At 68.7% G+C, this 21,410-nt stretch carries 17 protein-coding genes; 6 read left to right on the forward strand and 11 right to left on the reverse strand.

Features of this window, described 5'->3' with window-relative positions; genetic code table 11:
• Positions 1-68: 68 nt before the first annotated feature.
• From msrB to FPJ27_RS04035, 4 genes are all read left to right on the forward strand, one after another.
• Positions 69-617 (forward strand): peptide-methionine (R)-S-oxide reductase MsrB, encoded by a 549-nt coding sequence (msrB, locus tag FPJ27_RS04020; RefSeq protein ID WP_204420908.1) that lies wholly within the window; start codon positions 69-71, stop codon positions 615-617.
• A gap of 35 nt (positions 618-652) precedes the next feature.
• Entirely contained in the window at positions 653-2,527 is a 1,875-nt protein-coding gene (locus FPJ27_RS04025; protein ID WP_204420909.1) for a cytochrome c biogenesis protein DipZ, read from the forward strand.
• Positions 2,528-2,613: 86 nt separating this feature from the next.
• On the forward strand, positions 2,614-3,357 hold the full coding sequence (gene msrA, locus FPJ27_RS04030; protein ID WP_072444023.1) for a peptide-methionine (S)-S-oxide reductase MsrA: 744 nt from the start codon (positions 2,614-2,616) through the stop codon (positions 3,355-3,357).
• A 221-nt stretch (positions 3,358-3,578) separates the two neighbouring features.
• Positions 3,579-4,694 (forward strand): aromatic ring-hydroxylating dioxygenase subunit alpha, encoded by a 1,116-nt coding sequence (locus tag FPJ27_RS04035; protein ID WP_204420910.1) that lies wholly within the window; start codon positions 3,579-3,581, stop codon positions 4,692-4,694.
• Positions 4,695-4,743: 49 nt separating this feature from the next.
• On the opposite strand, the gene FPJ27_RS04040 is transcribed toward FPJ27_RS04035, so the two are convergent.
• The 8 genes from FPJ27_RS04040 to FPJ27_RS04075 form a co-directional block, all read right to left on the reverse strand.
• Positions 4,744-5,133, reverse strand: coding sequence for a cytidine deaminase (locus FPJ27_RS04040; protein WP_204420911.1), 390 nt, complete (start codon positions 5,131-5,133; stop codon positions 4,744-4,746).
• 130 nt (positions 5,134-5,263) lie between these two features.
• A complete protein-coding gene (deoA, locus tag FPJ27_RS04045) occupies positions 5,264-6,580 on the reverse strand; it encodes a thymidine phosphorylase (protein ID WP_204420912.1) in 1,317 nt (438 codons plus the stop codon).
• 39 nt (positions 6,581-6,619) lie between these two features.
• Positions 6,620-7,894, reverse strand: a complete 1,275-nt coding sequence (locus FPJ27_RS04050) for a NupC/NupG family nucleoside CNT transporter (RefSeq protein WP_204420913.1) — start codon at positions 7,892-7,894, stop codon at positions 6,620-6,622.
• Positions 7,895-8,046: 152 nt separating this feature from the next.
• Entirely contained in the window at positions 8,047-9,504 is a 1,458-nt protein-coding gene (gene hydA / locus FPJ27_RS04055) for a dihydropyrimidinase (RefSeq protein WP_204420914.1), read from the reverse strand.
• Between the two features lie 48 nt (positions 9,505-9,552).
• Positions 9,553-11,061, reverse strand: a complete 1,509-nt coding sequence (locus FPJ27_RS04060; RefSeq protein WP_204420915.1) for an NCS1 family nucleobase:cation symporter-1 — start codon at positions 11,059-11,061, stop codon at positions 9,553-9,555.
• A 100-nt stretch (positions 11,062-11,161) separates the two neighbouring features.
• Positions 11,162-12,469 carry an NAD-dependent dihydropyrimidine dehydrogenase subunit PreA gene (gene preA / locus FPJ27_RS04065; protein ID WP_204420916.1) on the reverse strand — a complete coding sequence of 436 codons (1,308 nt, stop codon included), beginning with the start codon at positions 12,467-12,469 and terminating at the stop codon, positions 11,162-11,164.
• A 55-nt stretch (positions 12,470-12,524) separates the two neighbouring features.
• Positions 12,525-13,862 (reverse strand): NAD(P)-dependent oxidoreductase, encoded by a 1,338-nt coding sequence (locus tag FPJ27_RS04070; RefSeq protein ID WP_204420917.1) that lies wholly within the window; start codon positions 13,860-13,862, stop codon positions 12,525-12,527.
• Positions 13,863-13,989: 127 nt separating this feature from the next.
• Positions 13,990-15,270 carry a Zn-dependent hydrolase gene (locus tag FPJ27_RS04075; RefSeq protein ID WP_204420918.1) on the reverse strand — a complete coding sequence of 427 codons (1,281 nt, stop codon included), beginning with the start codon at positions 15,268-15,270 and terminating at the stop codon, positions 13,990-13,992.
• Positions 15,271-15,626: 356 nt separating this feature from the next.
• Between FPJ27_RS04075 and FPJ27_RS04080 the strand changes: the two genes are divergently transcribed.
• Positions 15,627-16,319: a TetR/AcrR family transcriptional regulator gene (locus FPJ27_RS04080; protein ID WP_204420919.1), complete on the forward strand. Its 693-nt coding sequence runs from the start codon at positions 15,627-15,629 to the stop codon at positions 16,317-16,319.
• Positions 16,320-16,428: 109 nt separating this feature from the next.
• Here FPJ27_RS04080 and FPJ27_RS04085 read toward each other — a convergent pair whose 3' ends face one another.
• The 3 genes from FPJ27_RS04085 to FPJ27_RS04095 are packed head-to-tail and all read right to left on the reverse strand — an operon-like array spanning position 16,429 to position 20,086.
• On the reverse strand, positions 16,429-17,619 hold the full coding sequence (locus FPJ27_RS04085) for an acetyl-CoA C-acetyltransferase (protein ID WP_204420920.1): 1,191 nt from the start codon (positions 17,617-17,619) through the stop codon (positions 16,429-16,431).
• Positions 17,620-17,637: 18 nt separating this feature from the next.
• Positions 17,638-18,405 carry a 3-hydroxyacyl-CoA dehydrogenase gene (locus tag FPJ27_RS04090; RefSeq protein ID WP_204420921.1) on the reverse strand — a complete coding sequence of 256 codons (768 nt, stop codon included), beginning with the start codon at positions 18,403-18,405 and terminating at the stop codon, positions 17,638-17,640.
• Positions 18,406-18,418: 13 nt separating this feature from the next.
• A complete protein-coding gene (locus FPJ27_RS04095; RefSeq protein WP_204420922.1) occupies positions 18,419-20,086 on the reverse strand; it encodes an acyl-CoA synthetase in 1,668 nt (555 codons plus the stop codon).
• Between the two features lie 144 nt (positions 20,087-20,230).
• Here FPJ27_RS04095 and FPJ27_RS04100 point away from each other — a divergent pair, with 144 nt between their 5' ends.
• Entirely contained in the window at positions 20,231-21,235 is a 1,005-nt protein-coding gene (locus tag FPJ27_RS04100) for an AraC family transcriptional regulator (protein ID WP_204420923.1), read from the forward strand.
• Positions 21,236-21,410 lie beyond the last annotated feature (175 nt).

A 21,410-nucleotide genomic window follows, 5' to 3' on the forward strand; every position in this document is an offset into this window, starting at 1 on the left:
AGGACTTCGACACCGGCCGCTGCCTACGATAGGCGCATGTTTTCAGGACCTGCTTCCAGGAGCCCATCATGCCCACCCGCAGACATCTGCTGCTGTTCGCCGGCGCCACCGGCCTCGCCGCGCTCGCGGCGCTGTCGTCCGCCGGCCGTCGCGCGCTGGTCGGCCGCGCATTCGCCGCGCCGCCGGCCGCTCCACCGCCCGCCGCCCCACGGATGGCCGCCCCTTTCGAAATCACGCTCAGCGACGCCGAATGGCATCGCCGGCTCACGCCCGCCCAGTTCGCGATCCTGCGCGACGCCGGCACCGAACGGCCGTTCAGCAGCCCGCTGAACGACGAGCACCGGCCCGGCACGTTCGCGTGCGCCGGCTGCGACCTCGCGCTGTTCTCGTCGGCCACCAAGTTCGACAGCCATACGGGCTGGCCGAGCTTCTGGAAACCGCTCGACCACGCGGTCGGCACCCACGCCGACGCGTCGTTCGGGATGGTCCGCACCGAAGTGCACTGCCGCCGCTGCGGCGGCCATCTCGGCCACGTGTTCGACGACGGCCCGCCGCCGACCGGCCTGCGCTACTGCATGAACGGGCTCGCGCTCGCCTTCCACCCGGCCGCCGCCTGATCCGGCCCCGCTCCCGACCGACTGGAGAACGCACCATGCTGCTCATCGTCCTTGCCTATCTCGGCGGCGTGCTCACGATCCTGAGCCCGTGCATCCTGCCCGTGCTGCCGTTCGTGTTCGCGCGCGCCGACCAGCCGTTCGTGCGCACCGGCCTGCCGCTGCTGGCCGGCATGGCGCTCACGTTCGCCGTCGTCGCGACGCTCGCCGCCGTCGGCGGCGGCTGGGTCGCACAGGCCAACCAGGCCGGCCGCTGGATCGCCATCGTGCTGCTCGCGGTGTTCGGCCTGACGCTGCTGATGCCGCGCTTCGCGGAACACCTGACGCGCCCGCTCGTCGCCGCCGGCAACCGGCTCACCGGGCTCGCGCAGCGCGACGGCCGTCCGGCCGGCCCCGCGTCGTCGCTGCTGCTCGGCATCGCGACCGGCCTGCTGTGGGCGCCGTGCGCGGGCCCGATCCTCGGGCTCGTGCTGACCGGCGCCGCGCTGCGCGGCGCGAGCGTCGGCACGACGCTGCTGCTCGTCGCGTATGCGGCCGGCGCGGCGACGTCGCTCGCCGTCGCGCTCGTGATCGGCGGCAAGGTATTCGCCGCAATGAAGCGCTCGCTCGGCGCCGGCGAATGGATCCGGCGCGGGATCGGCGCGGCGCTGCTGGCCGGCGTCGGCGCGATCGCGCTCGGCCTCGATACGGGTGCGCTCGCGCAACTGTCGACCGTCACGACGGGCGGGCTCGAGACGAAGCTCGTCGACCGGCTCGGCGGGCGCTCGAACGGTGCGCCCGCAACGACGGCCGCCACGGGCAACGCTGCCGGCAACACGTCCGGCAACGCAAGCGGCGGCGCGATGATGGCCGCGACTGCCGATGGCGCGCAGGCCGGCGGCGGTGCGATGGCCGGCAGCGCGATGATGCGCGCGGCCGACGTGAAGCCGGCCGCGCTGCCCGTCGAAGGCACGCTCCCGTCGCTCGACGGCGCCGTACAGTGGCTGAACTCGCCGCCGCTGACGGCGGCCGGCCTGCGCGGCAAGGTCGTGCTCGTCGATTTCTGGACCTATTCGTGCATCAACTGCCTGCGCACGCTGCCGTACACCAACGCGTGGGCGCGCAAGTACGCGCCGTACGGGCTCGTCGTGATCGGCGTGCACGCGCCGGAGTTCGCGTTCGAGCGCGACATCGGCAACGTGAAGAAAGCCGTGCACGACCTCGGCATCGACTACCCGGTCGCGATCGACAACGGTTATTCGATCTGGCGCGCGTTCGGCAACGAATACTGGCCCGCGCACTACTTCATCGACGCGCAAGGGCGCATCCGTCATCACCACTTCGGCGAAGGCGAATACGCGCAGTCGGAACGCGCGATCCAGTCGCTGCTCGCCGAAGCCGGCCATCCGGAAGCGCTGAACGTGCCGCTCGGGCTGGCCGGTGCGCCCGCGAAGGGCGCGCTCGCGGCGGCGGACGCCGCGGACGTCCGCTCGCCCGAAACCTACGTCGGCTATGCGCGCGCGGAAGATTTCTCGTCGCCGGGCGGCGTCGTGCGCGACGCGGCCCACCGCTACGACGCGCCGGCTCGCCCCGGTCTCAACGACTGGGGCCTCGCCGGCACCTGGCAGGTCGGCACCGAGCGCGCGTCGCTCGCCGCGCCGTCCGGCCGGATCGTCTACCGCTTCCATGCACGCGACCTGCACCTCGTGCTCGGCTCGGGCGCGAACGGCCAGCCCGTGCGCTTTCGCGTGACGCTCGACGGCGCGGCGCCCGGTGCCGCGCACGGCGCCGACGTCGACGCGCAGGGCTACGGCACCGTCACCGGGCAGCGCCTGTACCAGCTCGTCCGGCAACCCGGCGCGATCGCCGACCGCACGTTCGCGATCGAGTTTCTCGATCCCGGTGTCGATGCGTACGCATTCACATTCGGTTGAACGCGGGCGCCGCATGCGGGCGCCGCACGCGGGCAACGCCGCCACCCGAGCACCGTCTTCCACAACGCATTCCGAAGGAGCAAACGATGAACCCGACACCCACCCGCGATTCCGCGCCGCGACGGCGCGCAGCGATGCTGCGCCGCATCGGCGCCATCGCCGTCGCGGCCGCCGCCGTGTTCGGCTTCCAGCGCATCGTCAATTCCGCCGAGCCGATGCGCACCGTGCCCGCGCCGACGCTCGACGAAACGCCCGGCGCGTCGCACGACGAGACGGCCGTGCTCGCCGGCGGCTGCTTCTGGGGCGTGCAGGGCGTGTTCGAGCACGTGAAGGGCGTGAAGCAGGTCACGGCCGGCTATGCAGGCGGTGCATCCGAAACCGCGCACTATGCGCTCGTCGGCTCCGGGTTGACCGGGCATGCGGAATCGGTCCGCATCGTCTACGATCCGACGCAGATCACGTACGGCCGGCTGCTGCAGGTGTTCTTCTCGGTCGCGCACGACCCGACCGAACTCAACCGGCAGGGCCCCGACGAAGGGCCGCAGTACCGGTCCGCGATCTTCCCGACCAACGCGCAGCAACGCGCGGTCGCGACCGCGTATATCGCGCAGCTCGGCAGCGCCCACGTGTTTCCGGCGCCCGTCGTCACGCGCGTCGAGGCATACAAGGGGTTTTATCCGGCCGAGGCCTATCACCAGAACTACCTCGAACTGCATCCCGACGCGCCGTATATCGCGTTCAACGACCTGCCGAAGGTCGCCGGGCTGAAGCAGCGCTTCCCGGCGCTGTACCGCACGGACGCGGTGCTGTGGCGCGATGCCGGCTCGTGACCGGTGACCGGCCGCGCGGCCGGTTTGCTGCCCGCCGCACGGCCGGGGCGGGCGCGCACCGCCTGCGGCCCGGTTTGCGCCGCATCAACGAAACCCCGGCCGTCATGCCGGGGCAAACCCGCATCGCGTCCGCCACATCGGGCAACTTCGCGTAGACTTCTTCAGATTCCCGCCGCTTCTTGCGGCGCCCGGACTTTCTGCCCAGCCAGGAGACGTCACGCATGCTCGCAGTGCCTTTGCCTGACAGCAGCACCCTCGAAGAATCGTCTTCCGGCGCGCTCGTGCGCGACCTGCGCCGCGTGCCCATTCACCCCGATCACTGGTATCCGCTCGCGTGGTCGCGCGAGCTCAAGCGCGGCAAGACGCTCGGCGTGCGCTTCGCCGGCGATCCGATCGTGCTCGTGCGCACCGAATCGGGCGCCGTGTACGCGCTCGAAGATCGTTGCGCGCACCGCCAGGTGCCGCTGCATGCGGGCGTCGTGAGCGGCGAAACGCTGCGCTGCTGCTATCACGGCTGGACCTACGCGTGCGACAGCGGCCGCTGCGTCGACGTGCCCTACCTCGGCCGCGAGCGTTTGCCGAACGGCGTGCGCGCGTATCCGTGCCGCGAAGCGCACGGGCTGATCTTCGTGTTCCCCGGCGACGCGACGCTCGCCGACACGCGGCCGTTTCCCGCGCTCGAATCGGCGGACAACCCCGCGTACAAGACCCGCCGCTTCGGCCGCGAGGTCAAGTGCCACTACTCGTTCATGCACGAGAACCTGATGGACATGAACCATCAGTTCCTGCATCGCAAGCAGATGGGGCAGATGCGCGCGCGCTCGGTGGGCCGGCGCCGCGGCGACGACTGGGTCGAGGTCGACTACACGTTCGCGCGGATGGAGGGCAAGCAGCCGGTCGGCGAGGCGCTCGTGTTCGGCGCGAGCAAGAAGCCGGCCGACCAGTCCGACAAGAGCGTGATGACGGTACGCACCGGCTACCCGTACCAGACGCTGCGGATCCGTTCGAGCGAAGGCACGCTCGTGATGGACCTGTGGATCGTCTACGTGCCGCTCGACGCCGAGCAACGCACCAACCGCACGTTCGGACTGCTGTCGATCCACAAGCCCGGCATCCCGTTCGCGCTCGATCTCGCGTGGCCGCTGCTCGTCTGGTTTACCGAGCGCATCTTCCGCGAGGACCGCTGGATCGTCGAGCGCGAACAGGAAGCACATGATCGCCAGGGCGCCGACTGGAACCACGAGGTGTTTCCGGTCATCAACGAGCTGCGCGACCTGCTGCGCCAGTGCGGCGGCCGCACCGTGATCCCGATCCGCGAAGCACGCGACGACGCGTGATACGTGCGGCGCGCCGCACGACGGCGCACGCTCGCCGCGGCGCGCTCCGCTACAACCGGAACGCGCCCGGCAGCAACGCGTGCGCCGTCGTCACCTCGACATCGCCTTTCAGGTTGCCCAGGATCACTTCGATGTCGGGCATGCCGATCTCGATGATCACCTGACGGCACGCGCCGCATGGCGCGATCGCGCCGTCCGTGTCGCCGACGACCGCGAGCCGCGCGAAGTCCCCCGGACGATAGCCGGCGGCGATGGCCGAAAACATCGCCGTGCGCTCCGCGCAATTGCACAGTCCGTAGGACGCGTTCTCGACGTTGCAGCCGTGAAAAATCGTCCCGTCGCGCGCCTGCAGCGCCGCGCCGACCTTGAAGCGCGAATACGGCGCATACGCGCGTTCGCGCGCCGCCTTTGCCTGTTCGAGCAATTCGTCTCGTTCCATCTCGATGATGCCTCCGGTGGTGTGCCGGGATGCATCGACGCAGCCGCATCCCGGCGCGCACGATACATCCCGTGATGTGAAGCGGCCGCCGATGCCCGCACGCTCCCTCCGTGCCGGCACCGGCGACCGGTCAGCCGATCCGCTCGTAAATGGTCGGCGGCGCATCGCCCGTCTCGCCCAGCACATAGCTGCGCTGGACCGCGTCCACCGCGCGCGCCGCCGCGGCGGCGTCGCCGGCGTGCACGCAACCGAGCGGTTGGCCGGCCTCGACGCGCTGCCCGATCTCCGCGAGCGCGGACAGGCCGACACGGGTGTCGATCGCATCCGCCGCGCGCGTGCGGCCACCGCCGAGCGCAACGACCGCCAGCCCGAGCGCGCGGCAATCGACCCGCTGCACGACGCCGCTCGCGCGCGCCGGAACCGGCACGATTACCGCCGCCCGCGCGAGATGTCGCCCGGGCGCATCGATCAGGTCCGCGGGGCCGCCGAGCGCCACGACCATTCTCGCGAAACGTTCCGCCGCCGCGCCCGAGTCGAGCGCCCGCTGCAGCATCGCGCGCGCCTGCGCGGCATCCTGCGCCAGCCCGCCGGTGACGAGCAACCGTGCCGAGAGCGCCATCGTCACTTCATGCAGCCGGGCCGGACGCGACTTGCCCGTCAGGTAGTCGATCGCGCACGCCACTTCGAGCGCGTTGCCGGCACACGGTGCGAGCGACTGGTTCATGTCGGTAAGGATCGCGGTCGTCTTCATGCCGGCGCCGTTGCCGACGTCGACGATGCTGCGGGCCAGTTCCGCCGATTGCTCGATGGTCGGCATGAACGCACCGGAGCCGACCTTGACGTCCATCACGAGCCCGTCGAGTCCTGCCGCGAGCTTCTTCGACAGGATCGACGCGGTGATCATCGCGACCGACTCGACGGTCGCCGTCACATCGCGAATCGCATAGATGCGCTTGTCGGCCGGTGCCAGCCGAGCGGTCTGCCCGATGATCGCGACGCCGACGTCGCGCACCGTGCGGCGAAACGCATCCGTATCGGGCGTCACGTCGTAGCCGGGGATCGCGCTGAGCTTGTCGAGCGTTCCGCCGGTGTGGCCGAGCCCGCGCCCCGAGATCATCGGCACGTATCCGCCGCACGCGGCCACCATCGGTCCGAGCATCAGCGACACGACGTCGCCGACGCCACCGGTCGAATGCTTGTCGATCACGGGTCCGCCGAGATCGAGCGCGCGCCAGTCGAGCACGTCGCCCGAGTCGCGCTGCGCAATCGTCAGCGCGACGCGTTCGTCGACGCTCAGGTCGTTGAAATACACGGCCATCGCGAATGCCGCCACCTGGCCCTCGGTCACGCTGCCGTCGGTCACGCCGCGCACGAACGCGCCAATCTCGTCGCGATCGAGCGGCTGCCGGTCGCGCTTCTTGCGGATGAATTCCTGCGGTAGAAACATCGTTGCATCTCCTCGGTCGGTCAGTGGCCGCTGCGCGGTTCAATGCAGCGAGAAGAACAAGCCGGCAATCGCGGCGCTCATCAGGTTCGACAGTGTCGCGGCCGTCAGCGCACGCAAGCCGTGCCGTGCGACTTCCGACCGACGCTCCGGCGCGACCGCGCTGAAGCCGCCCGCGAGAATGGCGATCGACGAGAAGTTCGCGAAGCCGCACAGCGCGAACGACACGATCGCGAGCGTCTTCGGGTCGAGCACTTGCAGGCCGGCCGCCGCGACGTGCTCGCTGCCCTTCAGGTACGGCGACAGGTCGCCGTATGCGACGAACTCGTTGAAGATCAGTTTCTCGCCAATGAAATTGCCGGCCAGCGCCGCGTCGTGCCACGGCACGCCGATGATCCACGCAAGCGGCGCGAACAGGTGGCCGAGGATGCCCAGCAGCGTGACCTGCGGAAAGCCCGCGAACGCGGCCACGCCGCCGACGATGAGGTTCATCAGCGCGATGAGCCCCACGAACGCGATCAGCATCGCGCCGACGTTGATCGCGATCCGCAGGCCGACCGACGCGCCGGACGCCGCCGCCTCGATCACGTTGGCGGCCCGCTTGTCGTCGAAATCGAGACCGTCGACCACGACGCGGCTCGGCTCGACGGTCGGAAACAGCAGCTTGCCGAACAGCAGCCCGCCCGGCACCGCCATGAACGACGCGGCGAGCAGATACTCCATCTTCACGCCGAGGCCGGCGTAGCCGACCAGCACCGAGCCCGCGACCGACGCCATGCCGCTCGCCATCACCGTGAAGATCTCGGCGCTCGTCATGTTCCGCACGAACGGCTTCACGAGCGCGGGCATCTCGCTTTGCCCGAGGAAGATCGTCGCGACGGCCGAGCACGCCTCGATACGGCTCACGCCGAGCACTTTCGCCAGCCCTGCACCGAGGATCGCGACGAGCCACTTCATCACGCCGACGTAGTACAGCACCGCGATCAGCGCGGTGACGAAGATGATCATCGGCAGCACGCGCAGGCCGAATACGAACCCGCCGTCGCCGAACAACTGGAACATCCGGCTGTCCACCAGCCCGCCGAACACGAACGCGATGCCGTGATTGCCCATGTCAAGCACGCGATTGACGCCGTTCGCGGCCGCTGCCAGTGCCGCGCGGCCTGACGGCACGAACAGCACCAGCGCGCCGATCGCGAACTGCGTGAACAGCGCGGCGATCATGGTCCGGCCGCTTACCGCGCGCCGGTTGTTCGACAGCAGATACGCAACCAGCAGCAGGAACAGCATACCCAGGAGACTGCGCAGAATATCCACCTTGTGCTCCTTTCTCTCGATGTTATTGATCTGTCCCGCACGCCGCCGGGAACGTTCGTGCAACGCTGTCGGTGGATATTACCCGGTCGGCACGCTCAAATGCATGCGGGGCGTGCCGTGCGAACGGACACGCCCCGCGCGACACGCACCGTTCAGCCAGCGCGCTCGACCGGATGCGGTTCGCGCAGCCGGTTCGCAATGCGTGCGGCCTCGTAGTAGCCGGCCGCAGGCGGGCGTTTCAGATAGCGGCCCGCGCCGCGCACCGCGCGCAGGTCGCCGTCGGCCCACGCGAGCGCGCCGCGCGTGAGCGTGTGCGTCGCGACGCCCTGCACCGTCATTCCCTCGAACACGTTGAAGTCGACCTGCTGGTGGTGGGTCTTCACCGAGATTGTCTTCGTCGCGGCCGGATCCCACACGACGAGGTCGGCATCGGCGCCCACCTGCACGGCGCCCTTGCGCGGATACAGGTTGAAGATCTGCGCGGCGTTCGTCGACGTGATCCGCACGAACTCGTTCGGCGTGATGCGGCCGCGATTCACGCCGTGATGCCACAGCACCGACATGCGATCCTCGACGCCGCCGCAGCCGTTCGGAATCCTCGTGAAATCGTCGCGGCCCATCGCCTTCTGCGATGCGCAGAACACGCAGTGATCGGTTGCCGTCGTATGCAGCTGCCCCGACTGCAGCCCGCGCCACAGCGCTTCGCGATGCTCGGCCGAGCGGAACGGCGGGCTCATCACGTGTGCGGCCGCACGCGTCCAGTCCGGGTCGCGATAAACGGCCTCGTCGATCACCAGGTGGCCCGGCAGCACTTCGCCGAACACGCGCAGCCCTTCGCTGCGCGCGCGCGTGATCGCGTCGACCGCATCCTTCGCCGATACGTGCACGATATACACGGGCACGCCGAGCACCTGCGCGATGCGGATCGCGCGGTTTGCGGCCTCGCCTTCGACCTCCGGCGGACGCGACAACGGATGTGCCTCAGGCCCCGTCATCCCGCGCGCGAGCAGCGCCTGCTGCAGCCGGAACACGAGCTCGCCGTTCTCCGCGTGCACGGTCGGCAGCGCGCCGAGTTCGAGCGAACGCGAGAAGCTGTTCACGAGGATCTCGTCGTCGGCCATGATCGCGTTCTTGTACGCCATGAAGTGCTTGAAGCTCGACACGCCGTGCTCGCGCACGAGCGTGCCCATGTCGCGGTGCACGCTCTCGTCCCACCACGTCACCGCCACGTGGAAGCCGTAGTCGGCCGCCGCCTTCTCGGCCCAGCCGCGCCATTCGAGGAACGCGTCCATCAGCGGCTGCTTCGGGCTCGGGATCACGAAGTCGATGATGCTCGTCGTGCCGCCCGACAGCCCGGCGGCCGTGCCCGAGTAGAAATCGTCGCTCGCGGTCGTGCCCATGAACGGCAGTTCCATGTGCGTATGCGGATCGATGCCGCCCGGCATCACGTACTGGTCGTGCGCGTCGACGACGCTCGCGCCGGCCGGCGCGTCGATCTGCTCGGCGATCTGCAGGATCGTGCCGCCGTCCTGCGGTTCCGCGCAGAGCACGTCCGCGCGATAGGAGCGGTCCGCATCGATCACGGTGCCGCCGCGAATCAGGATTGCCATTTGGTTGCCTCCTCGTTGACTGTCGGGTTCCGCATGCGGTGCCGCGCGTCATGCGCTCGCGATCTGCGCGCGCTGTCCGGCGCGCCACTTCATCCAGGTGCCGTACACGCCCGACGCCAGCACGAGGCCGACGAACCACGCGTACGTATAAAGCGTGTTGAAGAACGCCGGCACGTTCGGAAACGACGCCGGAAATGCGGTGTGCAGGAAACCTGGCAGGTTCGGCAGCACGCCGACCGCGAGCGCGGCCAGCGCGGCCGGGTTCCAGCCGCGCGCGTAGCTGAAGCCGCCGCGCTCGTCGAACAGCGCGCGCGTGTCGAGCTGCGTGCCGCGAATCAGGAAGTAGTCGACCATCATGATGCCCGCGACGGGCCCGAGCAGCGCCGAATAACCGACGAGCCAGGTGAAGATATAGCCGTCCGTCGTCGCGAGGATCTTCCACGGCATCATCACGATCGCGATCGTCGCGGTGATCATCCCGCCCGCGCGGTACGAGATGGCCTTCGGCCACAGGCTCGAGAAGTCGTACGCGGGGCCGACCAGATTCGCGGCGAGGTTGCAGCACATCGTGTCGAGCGTGAGGATCACGAGCGCGATGCCCACGCCGATGCCCGTCATCCGGCTCGTCAGGTCGATCGGGTCCCAGATCGCGTTGCCGTAGATCACGACGGTCGCCGACGTCACCACGACCGACACCACCGACAGCAGCGCCATCGGCAGCGGCAGCCCGATCGACTGCCCGATCATCTGGTCGCGCTGCGAATGCGCGAAGCGCGTGAAATCGGGAATGTTCAGCGCGAGCGTCGCCCAGAAGCCGACCATCGCGGTCAGGCCCGGCCAGAAGGTCGCCCAGAACAGCCCGGCCTTCTTGCCGCCCGCCGCGAACTGCGACGGTGCCGACAGCATCGAGCCGAAGCCGCCCGCCTTCGATGTCGCCCACCACACGAGCGCCACGCACATCACGACCTTGATCGGCGCGGACCAGCTTTCGAGCCAGCGGATCGAATCGGTGCCGTGCAGGATGAAGTAGAGCTGCAGCGCCCAGAACACGAGGAAGCACGCGAGCTGCCCGAACGAGATGCCGACGACCGGCAGCGCCGCGCCATGCAGCGCGTTGCCGGTCAGGATGTTCAGCAGCGTGTAGATCGCGCTGCCGCCGAGCCAGGTCTGGATGCCGTACCAGCCGCACGCGACGATCGCGCGCAGCAGCGCCGGCAGCTTCGCGCCCTGCGTGCCGAACGACGCGCGCACGAGTACCGCGTACGGAATCCCGTGCTTCGCGCCCGCATGGCCGATCAGCAGCATCGGCACGAGCACGATCAGGTTGCCGAGCAGCACGGTCATCACCGCCTGCCACGGCGACATGCCTTCCTGGATCAGCCCGGCCGCAAGCATGTACGACGCGATGTTCATCACCATCCCGACCCATAGCGCGGCGAAGTGATACCACTTCCACGTGCGCTGCGCCGGCGTCGTCGGCGCGAGGTCGTCGTTGTACAGGCTGCCGCCCTGCGCCGCGGCGCTGTCGGAATCGGCGGGGGTCGCTGCTGGTTTCATCGAAGGCACTCCACGTAAACGTCAGCGCCGGCATCATGCGATGCCGGCTCACGGAAACGAAAAACAGCGGCGCCGGATCTTCCGCGCCGCCGGACGCAGGTCAAGCCGCCTTCGCGTGCTTCTCGGGCGCCGCCGGGCTCGCCGCCGCATCGGTGCGCGCCGGGTTGTTCGGATGCGTGGTCCAGTTCGCGTACTCGCCCGAATCGACGCGCTCCATCGTGATGCATTGCTCGACCGGACACACGTGCATGCAAAGATTGCACCCGACGCACTCCGAATCGATCACTTCGAAGTGGCGCACGCCGTCCTTCTCGCGCGTGATCGCCTGGTGCGACGTGTCCTCGCACGCGATATGGCACAGCCCGCACTGGATGCAGCGGTCCTGATCGATGCGCGCCTTGATGTCGTATTTCAGGTTCAGGTATTTCCAGTCGGTCACGTTCGGCACCGCGCGGCCGCGCACGTCGTCGAGCGTCGCGTAGCCCTTTTCGTCCATCCAGTTCGACAGCCCGTCGGCGAGATCCGACACGATCCGGAAGCCGTAATGCATCGCCGCGGTGCACACCTGCACGCTGCCGGCGCCGAGCACGATGAATTCGGCCGCGTCACGCCATGTCGAAATGCCGCCGATACCGGAGATCGGCAGGTTCGGCGTTTCCGGATCGCGCGCGATCTCCGCGACCATGTTCAGCGCGATCGGCTTGACCGCCGGGCCGCAATAGCCGCCGTGCGTACCCTTGCCGTCGACGGTCGGCATCGGTGCCATGTGGTCGAGATCGACCGCAACGATCGAGTTGATCGTGTTGATCAGCGACACGCCGTCCGCACCGCCCTTGTACGCGGCACGCGACCCCATGCGGATGTCGCTGATGTTCGGCGTGAGCTTCACGAGGCACGGCAGCTTCGTTCCCTCCTTGACCCAGCGCGTGACCATCTCGACATATTCGGGCACCTGCCCGACGGCCGCGCCCATCCCGCGCTCGCTCATCCCGTGCGGGCAGCCGAAGTTCAGCTCGACCGCGTCGGCGCCCGTATCCTCGACGAGCGGCAGGATCCATTTCCAGTCGCGCTCGTTGCACGGCACCATCAGCGACACGATCAGCGCGCGATCCGGCCAGTCGCGCTTGACCTGCGCGATCTCTCTCAGGTTCACGTCGAGCGGACGGTCGGTGATCAGCTCGATGTTGTTCAGCCCCGCGATGCGCTGGCCGTTCCACTGCACGGCGCCGTAGCGCGAGCTGACGTTGACGACGTGCGGATCGAGCCCGAGCGTCTTCCACACGACGCCGCCCCAGCCCGCCTCGAACGCGCGGTTGACGTTGTAGGCCTTGTCGGTCGGCGGCGCGGACGCGAGCCAGAAGGGATTCGGCGAAGTGATGCCCGCGATGGTGCAGCGAAGGTCGGCCATGTTCGGCTCCGTGAAAGTGGGGTCGTTGTCGTGGAGTGGATGCGTGCGCGGGCGCCTATGCGGCCTTCGCGTCGCGCAGCGCGAGCGCCGCGTCGATCGACGCGGCCGCGCGCTTGCCGTCCTGCACGGCCTGCACCGTGAGGTCGATGCCGTCCGTCGCCGCGCAATCGCCGCCGGCCCATATGTCGGGCAGTGCCGTGCGCCCGTCCGCGTCCACCGCGATACGCGTGCCGTCCGCCGTCAGCAACGCGGCCGCGATGCCGTCGGGCACCAGCGTCTGGCCGATCGCCTTCAGCACCATGTCCGCGTCGACGGTGAAGCGCTCGCCCGATGCCGCGTCGAACTCGACGCCCGTCACCTGCCCGTTTGCGCCCGCGATGCGCACCGGCTTCGCGTGCGTGACGAGCGTGACGCCGCTCTTCTGCGCGAACTCGCGTTCGGCCCACGTCGCGCTCATCGCGTCCACACCGCGCCGGTAAACCATCGTCACGCGCTCGGCGCCGAGCTTGCGGCTCTGCACGGCCGCATCGATGGCCGTATTGCCGCCGCCGATCACGACCACGCGCCGCCCGACCGGCACGTTCTCCAGCCCGTCGGCCTGCCGCACCTGCTCGATGAAGTCGACCGCGTTCATCACGCCGGCCAGTTGCTCACCGTCGATCGCGAGCGCGCGCACGCCACCGAGGCCCATCGCGAGAAACACTGCGTCGTGCTGCTCGCGCAGCGTGTCGAGCGTCATGTCGCGTCCGAGCGCAACACCCGTTTTCAGCGTGATGCCGCCGACCGACAGCAGCCATTCGACTTCACGCTGCGCGAAATCGTCGACCGTCTTGTACGCGGCGATCCCGTATTCGTCGAGGCCACCAGCCTTCGGGCGCGCATCGAACAGCGTCACGCGGTGCCCGGCGAGCGCGAGCCGGTGCGCGCACGCGAGCCCGGCCGGCCCCGCGCCGACCACCGCGACATGGCGACCCGTATCGGGCGCACGCGTAAAACGCACCGCACCGGTTGCCATCGCCCAGTCGGTCGCGTGCCGCTGCAGCGCGCCAATCGCGACCGGCTGCGCATCCTGATGGTTGCGCACGCATGCGCCTTCGCACAGGATCTCGGTCGGGCACACGCGTGCGCACATGCCGCCGAGCGGATTCGCGGACAGGATGTCGGTCGCGGCGCCTTTCAGGTTGCCGTTGCCGATCTTGCGGATGAAGCTCGGGATGTCGATCTGCGTCGGGCACGCGTGCACGCACGGCGCGTCGTAGCAGTAATGGCAGCGGCTGGCAGCGGCCGCCGCGGCAGTCGGATCGAGCAGCGGCGCGATATCGGCGAATTCGCACGAGAGTTGCGTGGACGACAGGCGATGCGCGGCGATATCGCCGGTTGGCTTGGTGGTCATACGCGTTCCTTCGACTGGGTGGAGACAAAGCCATCCCCGCCGGCTGCGAATGCACAGTCGGGGCGGTCATGCTGAGGAATCCTGCGGTCAGGCGATGCGCAGCCTGCCGGCTGCTACGGTCGATTCGTCATGAAGCCGGCTCGCATGCGCGGGACAGCATCGCGTGCAGCAGCACGTTCGCGCCGGCCTCGATCCACGCGGGCGTCGCGTCCTCGATCTCGTTGTGGCTGATGCCGTCGACGCACGGCACGAACACCATCGACGTCGGCGCGACCTGCGCCAGATAGCATGCGTCGTGCCCCGCGCCCGACACGATGTCGCGGTGCGAGTAGCCGAAGCGATCGGCCGCGTCACGCACGGCCGCCACGCACGCCGCATCGAACGCGACGGGCTTGTAGTAGAAAATCTGCTCGAGTTCCGTTTCGAGCCCGATGCCGGCCGCGATGCGCGCGACGCCGTCGCGCAGCGCGGCGTCCATCTGCGCGAGCACGGCGTCGTCAGGATGACGAAAATCGACGGTGAAGAACACGCGGCCGGGAATCACGTTGCGCGAGTTCGGATGGATCTGCATCATGCCGACCGTCGCGCAGCCGAACGGCGCATGATCGAGGCCGATCCGGTTGACGAGATCGACCACGCGCGACGCGCCGAGCAGCGCGTCGCGGCGGCGCGGCATCGGCGTCGGCCCCGCATGCGCTTCCTGGCCGGTAAATGTGATCTCGTACCAGCGCTGCCCCTGCGCATCGGTCACGACACCGATCGTCTTGCACTCCGCTTCGAGAATCGGTCCCTGCTCGATATGCAGTTCGAACGCCGCGTGCAGCTTGCGGCCGCCGCACGGCACGTCGCCCGCGTAGCCGATGCGCGCCAGCTCCTCGCCGATCGTCTTGCCGTCGACGTCCTTGCGCGACAGCCCGTATTCGAGCGGGAACACGCCCGCGAACACACCGGACGCGACCATCGCGGGCGCGAAGCGCGAGCCCTCCTCGTTGGTCCAGATCACGACCTCGACCGGATGCTCGGTTTCGATCCCGTGATCGTTGAGACTGCGAATCACCTCGAGGCCGCCGAGCACGCCGTAGATGCCGTCGAAGCGGCCGCCCGTCGGCTGCGAATCCGCGTGCGAGCCCGTGACGACCGGCGCCGCGTCCGCCACGCGGCCCGCGCGGCGCATGAACACGTTGCCCATCGTATCGACCGTCACCGTGCAGCCGGCGGCCTTCGCCCAGCCGGCGATCAGGTCGCGGCCGGCCTTGTCGAGATCGGTCAGCGCGAGGCGACACACGCCGCCTTTCGGCGTCGCGCCGATCTTCGCGACTTCCATCAGGCTGTCCCACAACCGCTTGCCGTCGACCTTGATCGACGGGTCGAAGACCGGCCGCTTCACTGTTTCCGATACCGCGTTCATTCGCATCGCTCCTGTGGGGTCGGTGATGTCGTCAGCCCGGTCTGTGCCGGTGCGTGCAATGCCCGTTTCGGGGCATACGCGCCCATGCGCGGTGCATGTCCCGGTCGTGCGTGAAGTTCGTCCGACGAATCGTCGGAACCGCGTTGCGCCGCTCGTCGAATCCTGTCCGATTGGACAGGTTTTAGACGATCAAAATGACCAAAGCAATGTCTTTCTTTCGTGGTTCGATAGAGCGAGAAACGTGCCATCGCAACGCAGCATCGCTGCGGATGCGCAGCGTCCGCAAGCGTGTGTTCGACGCAAATCAGCGGCTAGAATGAAGCCCAACGCGGCATGCCCGCCGCGCGAGGGTAACGATGAGACATGACGAGGCGGCAGCCGAAGCGACCGACAGCGACGAAACGTCCGCGCCTTTGCGGCGACGCAAAGCGCACATCCGCGAGTCCAACGAAGCGCATCTGCTTGCCTGTGCGGAAGCCGTGTTCGCGGAGCGCGGGCTCGACGGCGCGAGCACCGCGATGATCGCGGAACGCGCCGGCCTGCCGAAGGCAAACGTGCATTACTACTTCCCGACGAAGCACGCGCTGTACCGCCGCGTGCTCGACGACCTGTTCGAGGACTGGCATCGCGCGGCCGGCTCGTTCGAGGCCGGCGACGATCCGGTGAAAGCGATCGGCGGCTACGTGCGCGCGAAGATGGATCTGTCGCGGCGGCGCCCGCTCGGCTCGAAGGTCTGGGCCAACGAGATCATCCATGGCGCGGAGCACATGCAGGACATCCTGTCGCAACGCGTGAAGCCGTGGTTCGACACGCGCGTGAACGTCATCGACGGCTGGATCGCGCGCGGGCTGCTCGCGCCGATCGACGCGCATGCGCTGATGTACCTGATCTGGGCGACCACGCAGCACTATGCGGATTTCGATGCGCAGATCCGCGCGCTGAGCGGCAAGCGCGCGTTCACGCGAAAGGCGTTCGACGAGAAGACCGAGCAGGTCGTGCAGCTCGTGATACGCGCATGCGGCGCGGTGTCGCCGAACGCGAAACCATAGTGCAACCGCGGCGAGCCGTCGAATAAAAAACGGGCGACGAGCACCACGCAGGCGTTTCCTGCGCGATACCCGTCGCCCGCGTCGCAGCATGCGTGTTATGCGTTACACGTTACGCGATGCGCTCGATCGCGATGGCCGTCGCCTCGCCGCCGCCGATGCACAGCGACGCGACGCCGCGTTTCAAGCCATACGTTTCGAGCGCTGCCAGCAGCGTCACCATCACGCGCGCGCCCGATGCGCCGATCGGATGTCCGAGCGCGCACGCGCCGCCGTGCACGTTGACCTTCTCGTGCGGCAGGCCGAGATCGCGCATCGCGGCCATCGGCACCACCGCGAACGCTTCGTTGATCTCGAACAGATCGACGTCGCGCAGGTTCCAGCCGGTTTTCTCCGACAGCTTGCGCAGCGCGCCGATCGGCGCCGTCGCGAACAGGCCCGGCTTGTCCGCGTAAGTCGAATGCCCGACGATCACGGCCTTCGGCGCGAGGCCCAGGCGTTCCGCTTCCGAGCGGCGCATCATCACCAGCGCCGCGGCACCGTCCGAAATCGACGACGCGTTCGCTGCCGTCACCGTGCCGCCTTCGCGGAATGCCGGCTTCAGCGTCGGGATCTTGTCGAGCTTCGCCTTGCCCGGCTGCTCGTCGATCGACACGACCGCTTCGGTCTTGCCGGCCTTCACGGTCACCGGCGCGATCTCCGACACGAAATGCCCTTCGGCGATCGCGCGTTGCGCGCGCGTCAGCGACGCGATCGCAAACGCATCCTGCGCTTCGCGCGTGAACTGGTACGCCTGCGCGCAATCCTCGGCGAACGTGCCCATCAGGCGGCCTTTTTCATACGCGTCCTCGAGCCCGTCGAGGAACATGTGGTCGAGCACCTGGCCGTGGCCCATCCGCATCCCCGCGCGCGCTTTCGGCAGCAGGTACGGCGCATTCGTCATGCTTTCCATCCCGCCCGCGACGGCCACGCCCGCCGAACCTGCCAGCAGCAGGTCGTGCGCGAACATCGCCGCCCTCATCCCCGAGCCGCACATCTTGTTGACCGTGGTCGCGCCCGCCCCGAGCGGCAGCCCGGCCTTCAGCGCGGCCTGCCGCGCCGGCGCCTGGCCCTGCCCGGCCGGCAGCACGCAGCCGAACACGATTTCATCGATGCGTTCGGCCGGCACGTTCGCACGCTCGAGCGCCGCGCGAATCGCTACCGCGCCGAGCTCGCTCGCGCTGGCCGCGGCAAGGTCGCCCTGGAAGCCACCCATCGGCGTACGCGCCATACCAACGATTACGATCGGATCCTGAGTCGTCATGATTCGCTTCCTCCAGTGTCAGCGCGGTGCCATGCGCAACGCGCCATCGAGACGGATGACTTCGCCGTTCAGCATCGTGTTCTCGGCGATGTGGCGCACCAGCGCCGCAAATTCCTCCGGGCGGCCGAGCCGCGGCGGGAACGGCACGCTCTTGCCGAGCGCATCCTGCACGTCCTGCGGCATGCCGGCCATCATCGGCGTCGCGAAGATGCCGGGCGCGATCGTCACGACACGAATGCCGAACCGCGCGAGTTCGCGCGCGATCGGCAGCGTCATGCCCACCACGCCGCTCTTCGACGCCGCATACGCGGCCTGCCCGATCTGCCCGTCGAACGCCGCGACCGACGCGGTGTTGACGATCACGCCGCGCTCGCCTTCCGCGTCGGCATCCTGCTTCGACATCGCTTCGGCAGCCAGCCGGATCATGTTGAACGTGCCGACGAGATTGATCGACACCGCGCGCGCGAAGCGGTCCAGCGAGTGCGGACCGTCGCGGCCGACGACCTTCTCTCCCGGCGCGACGCCCGCGCAGTTGACGAGCGCGTCGATGCGGCCAAACGAGTCACGCGCGGCGGCCACGGCTGCCTGCCCGTCGGCTTCGCTCGTCACGTCGGTCTTCACGAAGCGCGCGGCCGCGCCGAGTTCGTGCGCGAGGCTTGCGCCGGCATCGTCATTGACGTCCAGCAGCACGGCCTTGCCGCCTTGCGCGACGACCATGCGCGCCACCGCGGCGCCGAGGCCCGAACCGGCACCCGTAATCAGAAAAACGCGATCCTTGATATTCATTAGCAATCCGTATTCAGGGTTGAGCGGCCTTCTCGGCTTCCATCTTGCGCAACACGAAGCGCTGGATCTTGCCGCTCGGGGTTTTCGGCAGCGCATCGACGAAGTCGATCGCGCGAGGATAGGCGTGGGCGGACAGCCGCCGCTTCACGTGCTGGCTCAGTTCCTCCGCCAGCGCCGGCGTGCCGTCGATGCCCTTCGACAGCACGACGAATGCCTTGACGATCTCCGTACGCTCCGGATCGGGCACGCCGATCACGGCGGCTTCGCTGACGGCAGGATGCTCGATCAGCGCGCTTTCCACGTCGAACGGGCCGATCCGGTAGCCGGACGACGTGATCACGTCGTCCGCGCGGCCGATGAAGCTCACGGTGCCGTCCGGCTCGAGTTCGACGTTGTCGCCGGTCCGGTAGTAGCCGCCCGCGATCGCCGGCGTGTCCTGCTGCCAGTAGCCGTGGAACCACAGCAGCGGCGAGCGCGCGATGTCGATCGCGAGGTTGCCGGGCTCGCCGGGGCCGAGCTCGCGGCTCGCTTCGTCGAGCACCGCGACGCGATAGCCGGGCATCGCCAAGCCGGCCGAGCCGGCGTGCACGACGTGCGCGAGGCCGTGATGATTGTTCACGACCATCCCGAGTTCGGTCTGGCCGTAGTGATCGTAGATCGGCGTGCCGAGCGCCGCGTCGAACCAGCGCACGACTTCCGGGTTCAGCGGCTCGCCCGCGCTGCTGACCACGCGCAGCTTGCCCTTCACGCGCGCCGCTGCTTCCGTACCGGCCGCCATCAGCATCCGGTACGCGGTCGGCGAGCCGGCGAGGCTCGTGATGCCGAGCCGTTCGATCACGTCGTACGTGCTGTCGACCGTGAAGCCGCCCTCGTAGAGCGTCGTCGCGTGGCCGAGCAACAGCGGGCCTGTGATCGCGTAATAAAGGCCATACGCCCAGCCCGGATCGGCGATGTTCCAGAACCGGTCGCCTTCGCGCAGGTCGACCGCGTCGCGCATGTATGCGCCGAACGCGAGCAGCGCACGCAGCGGCACCGGCACGCCCTTCGGCAAGCCCGTCGTGCCCGACGTCGACATCATCATGAACAGGTCCGTGCCCTTGCGCAGCACCGGCTCGAACGTGTCGGGCTGCGTGTCGAGCGCCGCGCGGAAATCGATGTCGCATTCCGGCAGCGGCTCGCCCGGCGCGCGCACCGTCGCAACCGGCGGGCAATCGGCGATCTCGTCGAGCTTGGCGCGATTCGCGACGTTGGTCACGACCAGGCGCGCGGCGCTCATCCGCAGGCGGTGCTCGATCGCCTTCGGGCCGAACGCGGTGAACAGCGGCTGATAGACGGCGCCCGCGCGCCACGTGCCGAGGATCGTCGCGACGAGCTCGGGCGTGCGCGGCAACAGGCCTGCCACCACGTCGCCCGGCTTCACGCCTTGCGCGACCAGCAGGTTCGCCACGCGTGCCGACAGCGCCTGCATCTGCGCGAACGTGAAGCGGCGATGCTGCCCGCCCGCGGCGATCCAGTCGAGCGCGATCGCGTCCGCCGATGCGTGCCGGTCGCAGCATTCGACACATGCGTTCAGGCCGCGCTCCAGGTCGCCGTGCAGATGCGCGGCGGCGGTCTCGATACTGAACCGGGCCACGGCGTCGGCGTAAGCCGGCACCGCCCGGGCGGTTGCTCCATCAGGCATGCGTGTCTCCTGTACGTTATGACCGCCGGCGAGCCAGCGGCACGACGGGGATATATCGATAGTAGACAGCCGGCACATTGCAATCAATGACAAACAGAATCTAGAATCGTGATCGCTTTTGCCATGTCGGGAGGACGGAGGAAAATGGGGCCGCAGATGATTTCGCCGGATTTCGTCGACGACGCGCTCGCTTGCCTGCGCCGGCAGCGCATCGCGACCGAGCCCGTGCTGCGCGCCGCCGGCCTGCCGGCCATCGTGCGCGAGCCCGTCACGCCGCAACAGTACGGCCGCCTGTGGCTCGCGATCGCCGGTACGATCGACGACGAATTCTTCGGGCTCGCCGCGCGCCCGATGCGGCAAGGCAGCTTCAAGCTGCTGTGCCACGCGGTGCTGCACGCCCGCACGCTCGACCAGGCGCTGCGGCGGGCGCTGCAGTTCCTGCGCGTGGTGCTCGACGAGCCGCACGGCGAGCTCGTCGTGGCCGACGGGCAGGCGCAGATCGTGCTGACGCAGTCGGGCGCACCGTATCCGGCATTCGCATACCGGACGTTCTGGCTGATCCTGCTCGGCGTCGCGTGCTGGCTGACCGGCCGGCGCATCCCGCTGCAGCGCATCGATTTCGCGTGCCCGAGCCCCGACCAGCGCAGCGACTATCACCAGTTCTTCGGCGTGCCCGTGCATTTCGACCGCCCCGACAGCCGGCTCGCATTCAACGCCACGTATCTCGCGCTGCCGACGATCCGCTCCGCGCAGGCGCTGAAGACCTTCCTGCGCGGCGCGCCCGGCAACCTGCTGGTCCGCTACCGGCACGACACGGGCTGGGTCGCGAAGACGCGTGCGCACCTGAAGGCGCTGCCCGCCGCCGAGTGGCCCGACTTCGATTCGCTGGCTGTGCGCCTCGGCACGACGCCCGCGACGCTGCGGCGGCGTTTGCGCAGTGAAGGGCAGAGCTTCGCTGCGATCAAGGACGAGTTGCGCGGCGCGCTGGCCCAGTCGCTGCTGCGCGGGCACGCGCTCAGCGTCGCGGAGATCGCGGCCGAGCTCGGTTTCACCGAGCCAAGCGCATTTCATCGCGCGTTCCGCAAATGGACGGGCACGAGCCCCGGCGCGTTCCGGCGAGACGTGCATGCGGCGAATCCGGAACCTTGAATCGCGTGTCGATGATGCGGGTCGTACGCAGCGGATACAGAGCCCCCCGTCACGCGACGCTGATAACGATGTGAAGCGCCGGCGGCTGTCCGCGACCGATGCCCAACGGCAAACGACCGACAAACCACCACCGCTCCCGTACCGATGCAAGGTTATTTCTATTCATTCGGCCGTC

Origin of the sequence: Burkholderia sp. MS455, assembly GCF_016899445.1 — a bacterium.
GTDB classification, from domain to species: domain Bacteria; phylum Pseudomonadota; class Gammaproteobacteria; order Burkholderiales; family Burkholderiaceae; genus Burkholderia; species Burkholderia pyrrocinia_C.

Excerpts from the sequence above, each read along its gene's own strand:
- msrB (WP_204420908.1), top strand. The coding sequence starts at position 69 with ATGCCCACCCGCAGACATCTGCTGCTGTTCGCCGGCGCCACCGGCCTC.
- FPJ27_RS04025 (WP_204420909.1), top strand. The coding sequence starts at position 653 with ATGCTGCTCATCGTCCTTGCCTATCTCGGCGGCGTGCTCACGATCCTG.
- msrA (WP_072444023.1), top strand. The coding sequence starts at position 2,614 with ATGAACCCGACACCCACCCGCGATTCCGCGCCGCGACGGCGCGCAGCG.
- FPJ27_RS04035 (WP_204420910.1), top strand. The coding sequence starts at position 3,579 with ATGCTCGCAGTGCCTTTGCCTGACAGCAGCACCCTCGAAGAATCGTCT.
- FPJ27_RS04040 (WP_204420911.1), bottom strand. The coding sequence starts at position 5,133 with ATGGAACGAGACGAATTGCTCGAACAGGCAAAGGCGGCGCGCGAACGC.
- deoA (WP_204420912.1), bottom strand. The coding sequence starts at position 6,580 with ATGTTTCTACCGCAGGAATTCATCCGCAAGAAGCGCGACCGGCAGCCG.
- hydA (WP_204420914.1), bottom strand. The coding sequence starts at position 9,504 with ATGGCAATCCTGATTCGCGGCGGCACCGTGATCGATGCGGACCGCTCC.
- FPJ27_RS04060 (WP_204420915.1), bottom strand. The coding sequence starts at position 11,061 with ATGAAACCAGCAGCGACCCCCGCCGATTCCGACAGCGCCGCGGCGCAG.
- preA (WP_204420916.1), bottom strand. The coding sequence starts at position 12,469 with ATGGCCGACCTTCGCTGCACCATCGCGGGCATCACTTCGCCGAATCCC.
- FPJ27_RS04070 (WP_204420917.1), bottom strand. The coding sequence starts at position 13,862 with ATGACCACCAAGCCAACCGGCGATATCGCCGCGCATCGCCTGTCGTCC.
- FPJ27_RS04075 (WP_204420918.1), bottom strand. The coding sequence starts at position 15,270 with ATGAACGCGGTATCGGAAACAGTGAAGCGGCCGGTCTTCGACCCGTCG.
- FPJ27_RS04080 (WP_204420919.1), top strand. The coding sequence starts at position 15,627 with ATGAGACATGACGAGGCGGCAGCCGAAGCGACCGACAGCGACGAAACG.
- FPJ27_RS04085 (WP_204420920.1), bottom strand. The coding sequence starts at position 17,619 with ATGACGACTCAGGATCCGATCGTAATCGTTGGTATGGCGCGTACGCCG.
- FPJ27_RS04090 (WP_204420921.1), bottom strand. The coding sequence starts at position 18,405 with ATGAATATCAAGGATCGCGTTTTTCTGATTACGGGTGCCGGTTCGGGC.
- FPJ27_RS04095 (WP_204420922.1), bottom strand. The coding sequence starts at position 20,086 with ATGCCTGATGGAGCAACCGCCCGGGCGGTGCCGGCTTACGCCGACGCC.
- FPJ27_RS04100 (WP_204420923.1), top strand. The coding sequence starts at position 20,231 with ATGGGGCCGCAGATGATTTCGCCGGATTTCGTCGACGACGCGCTCGCT.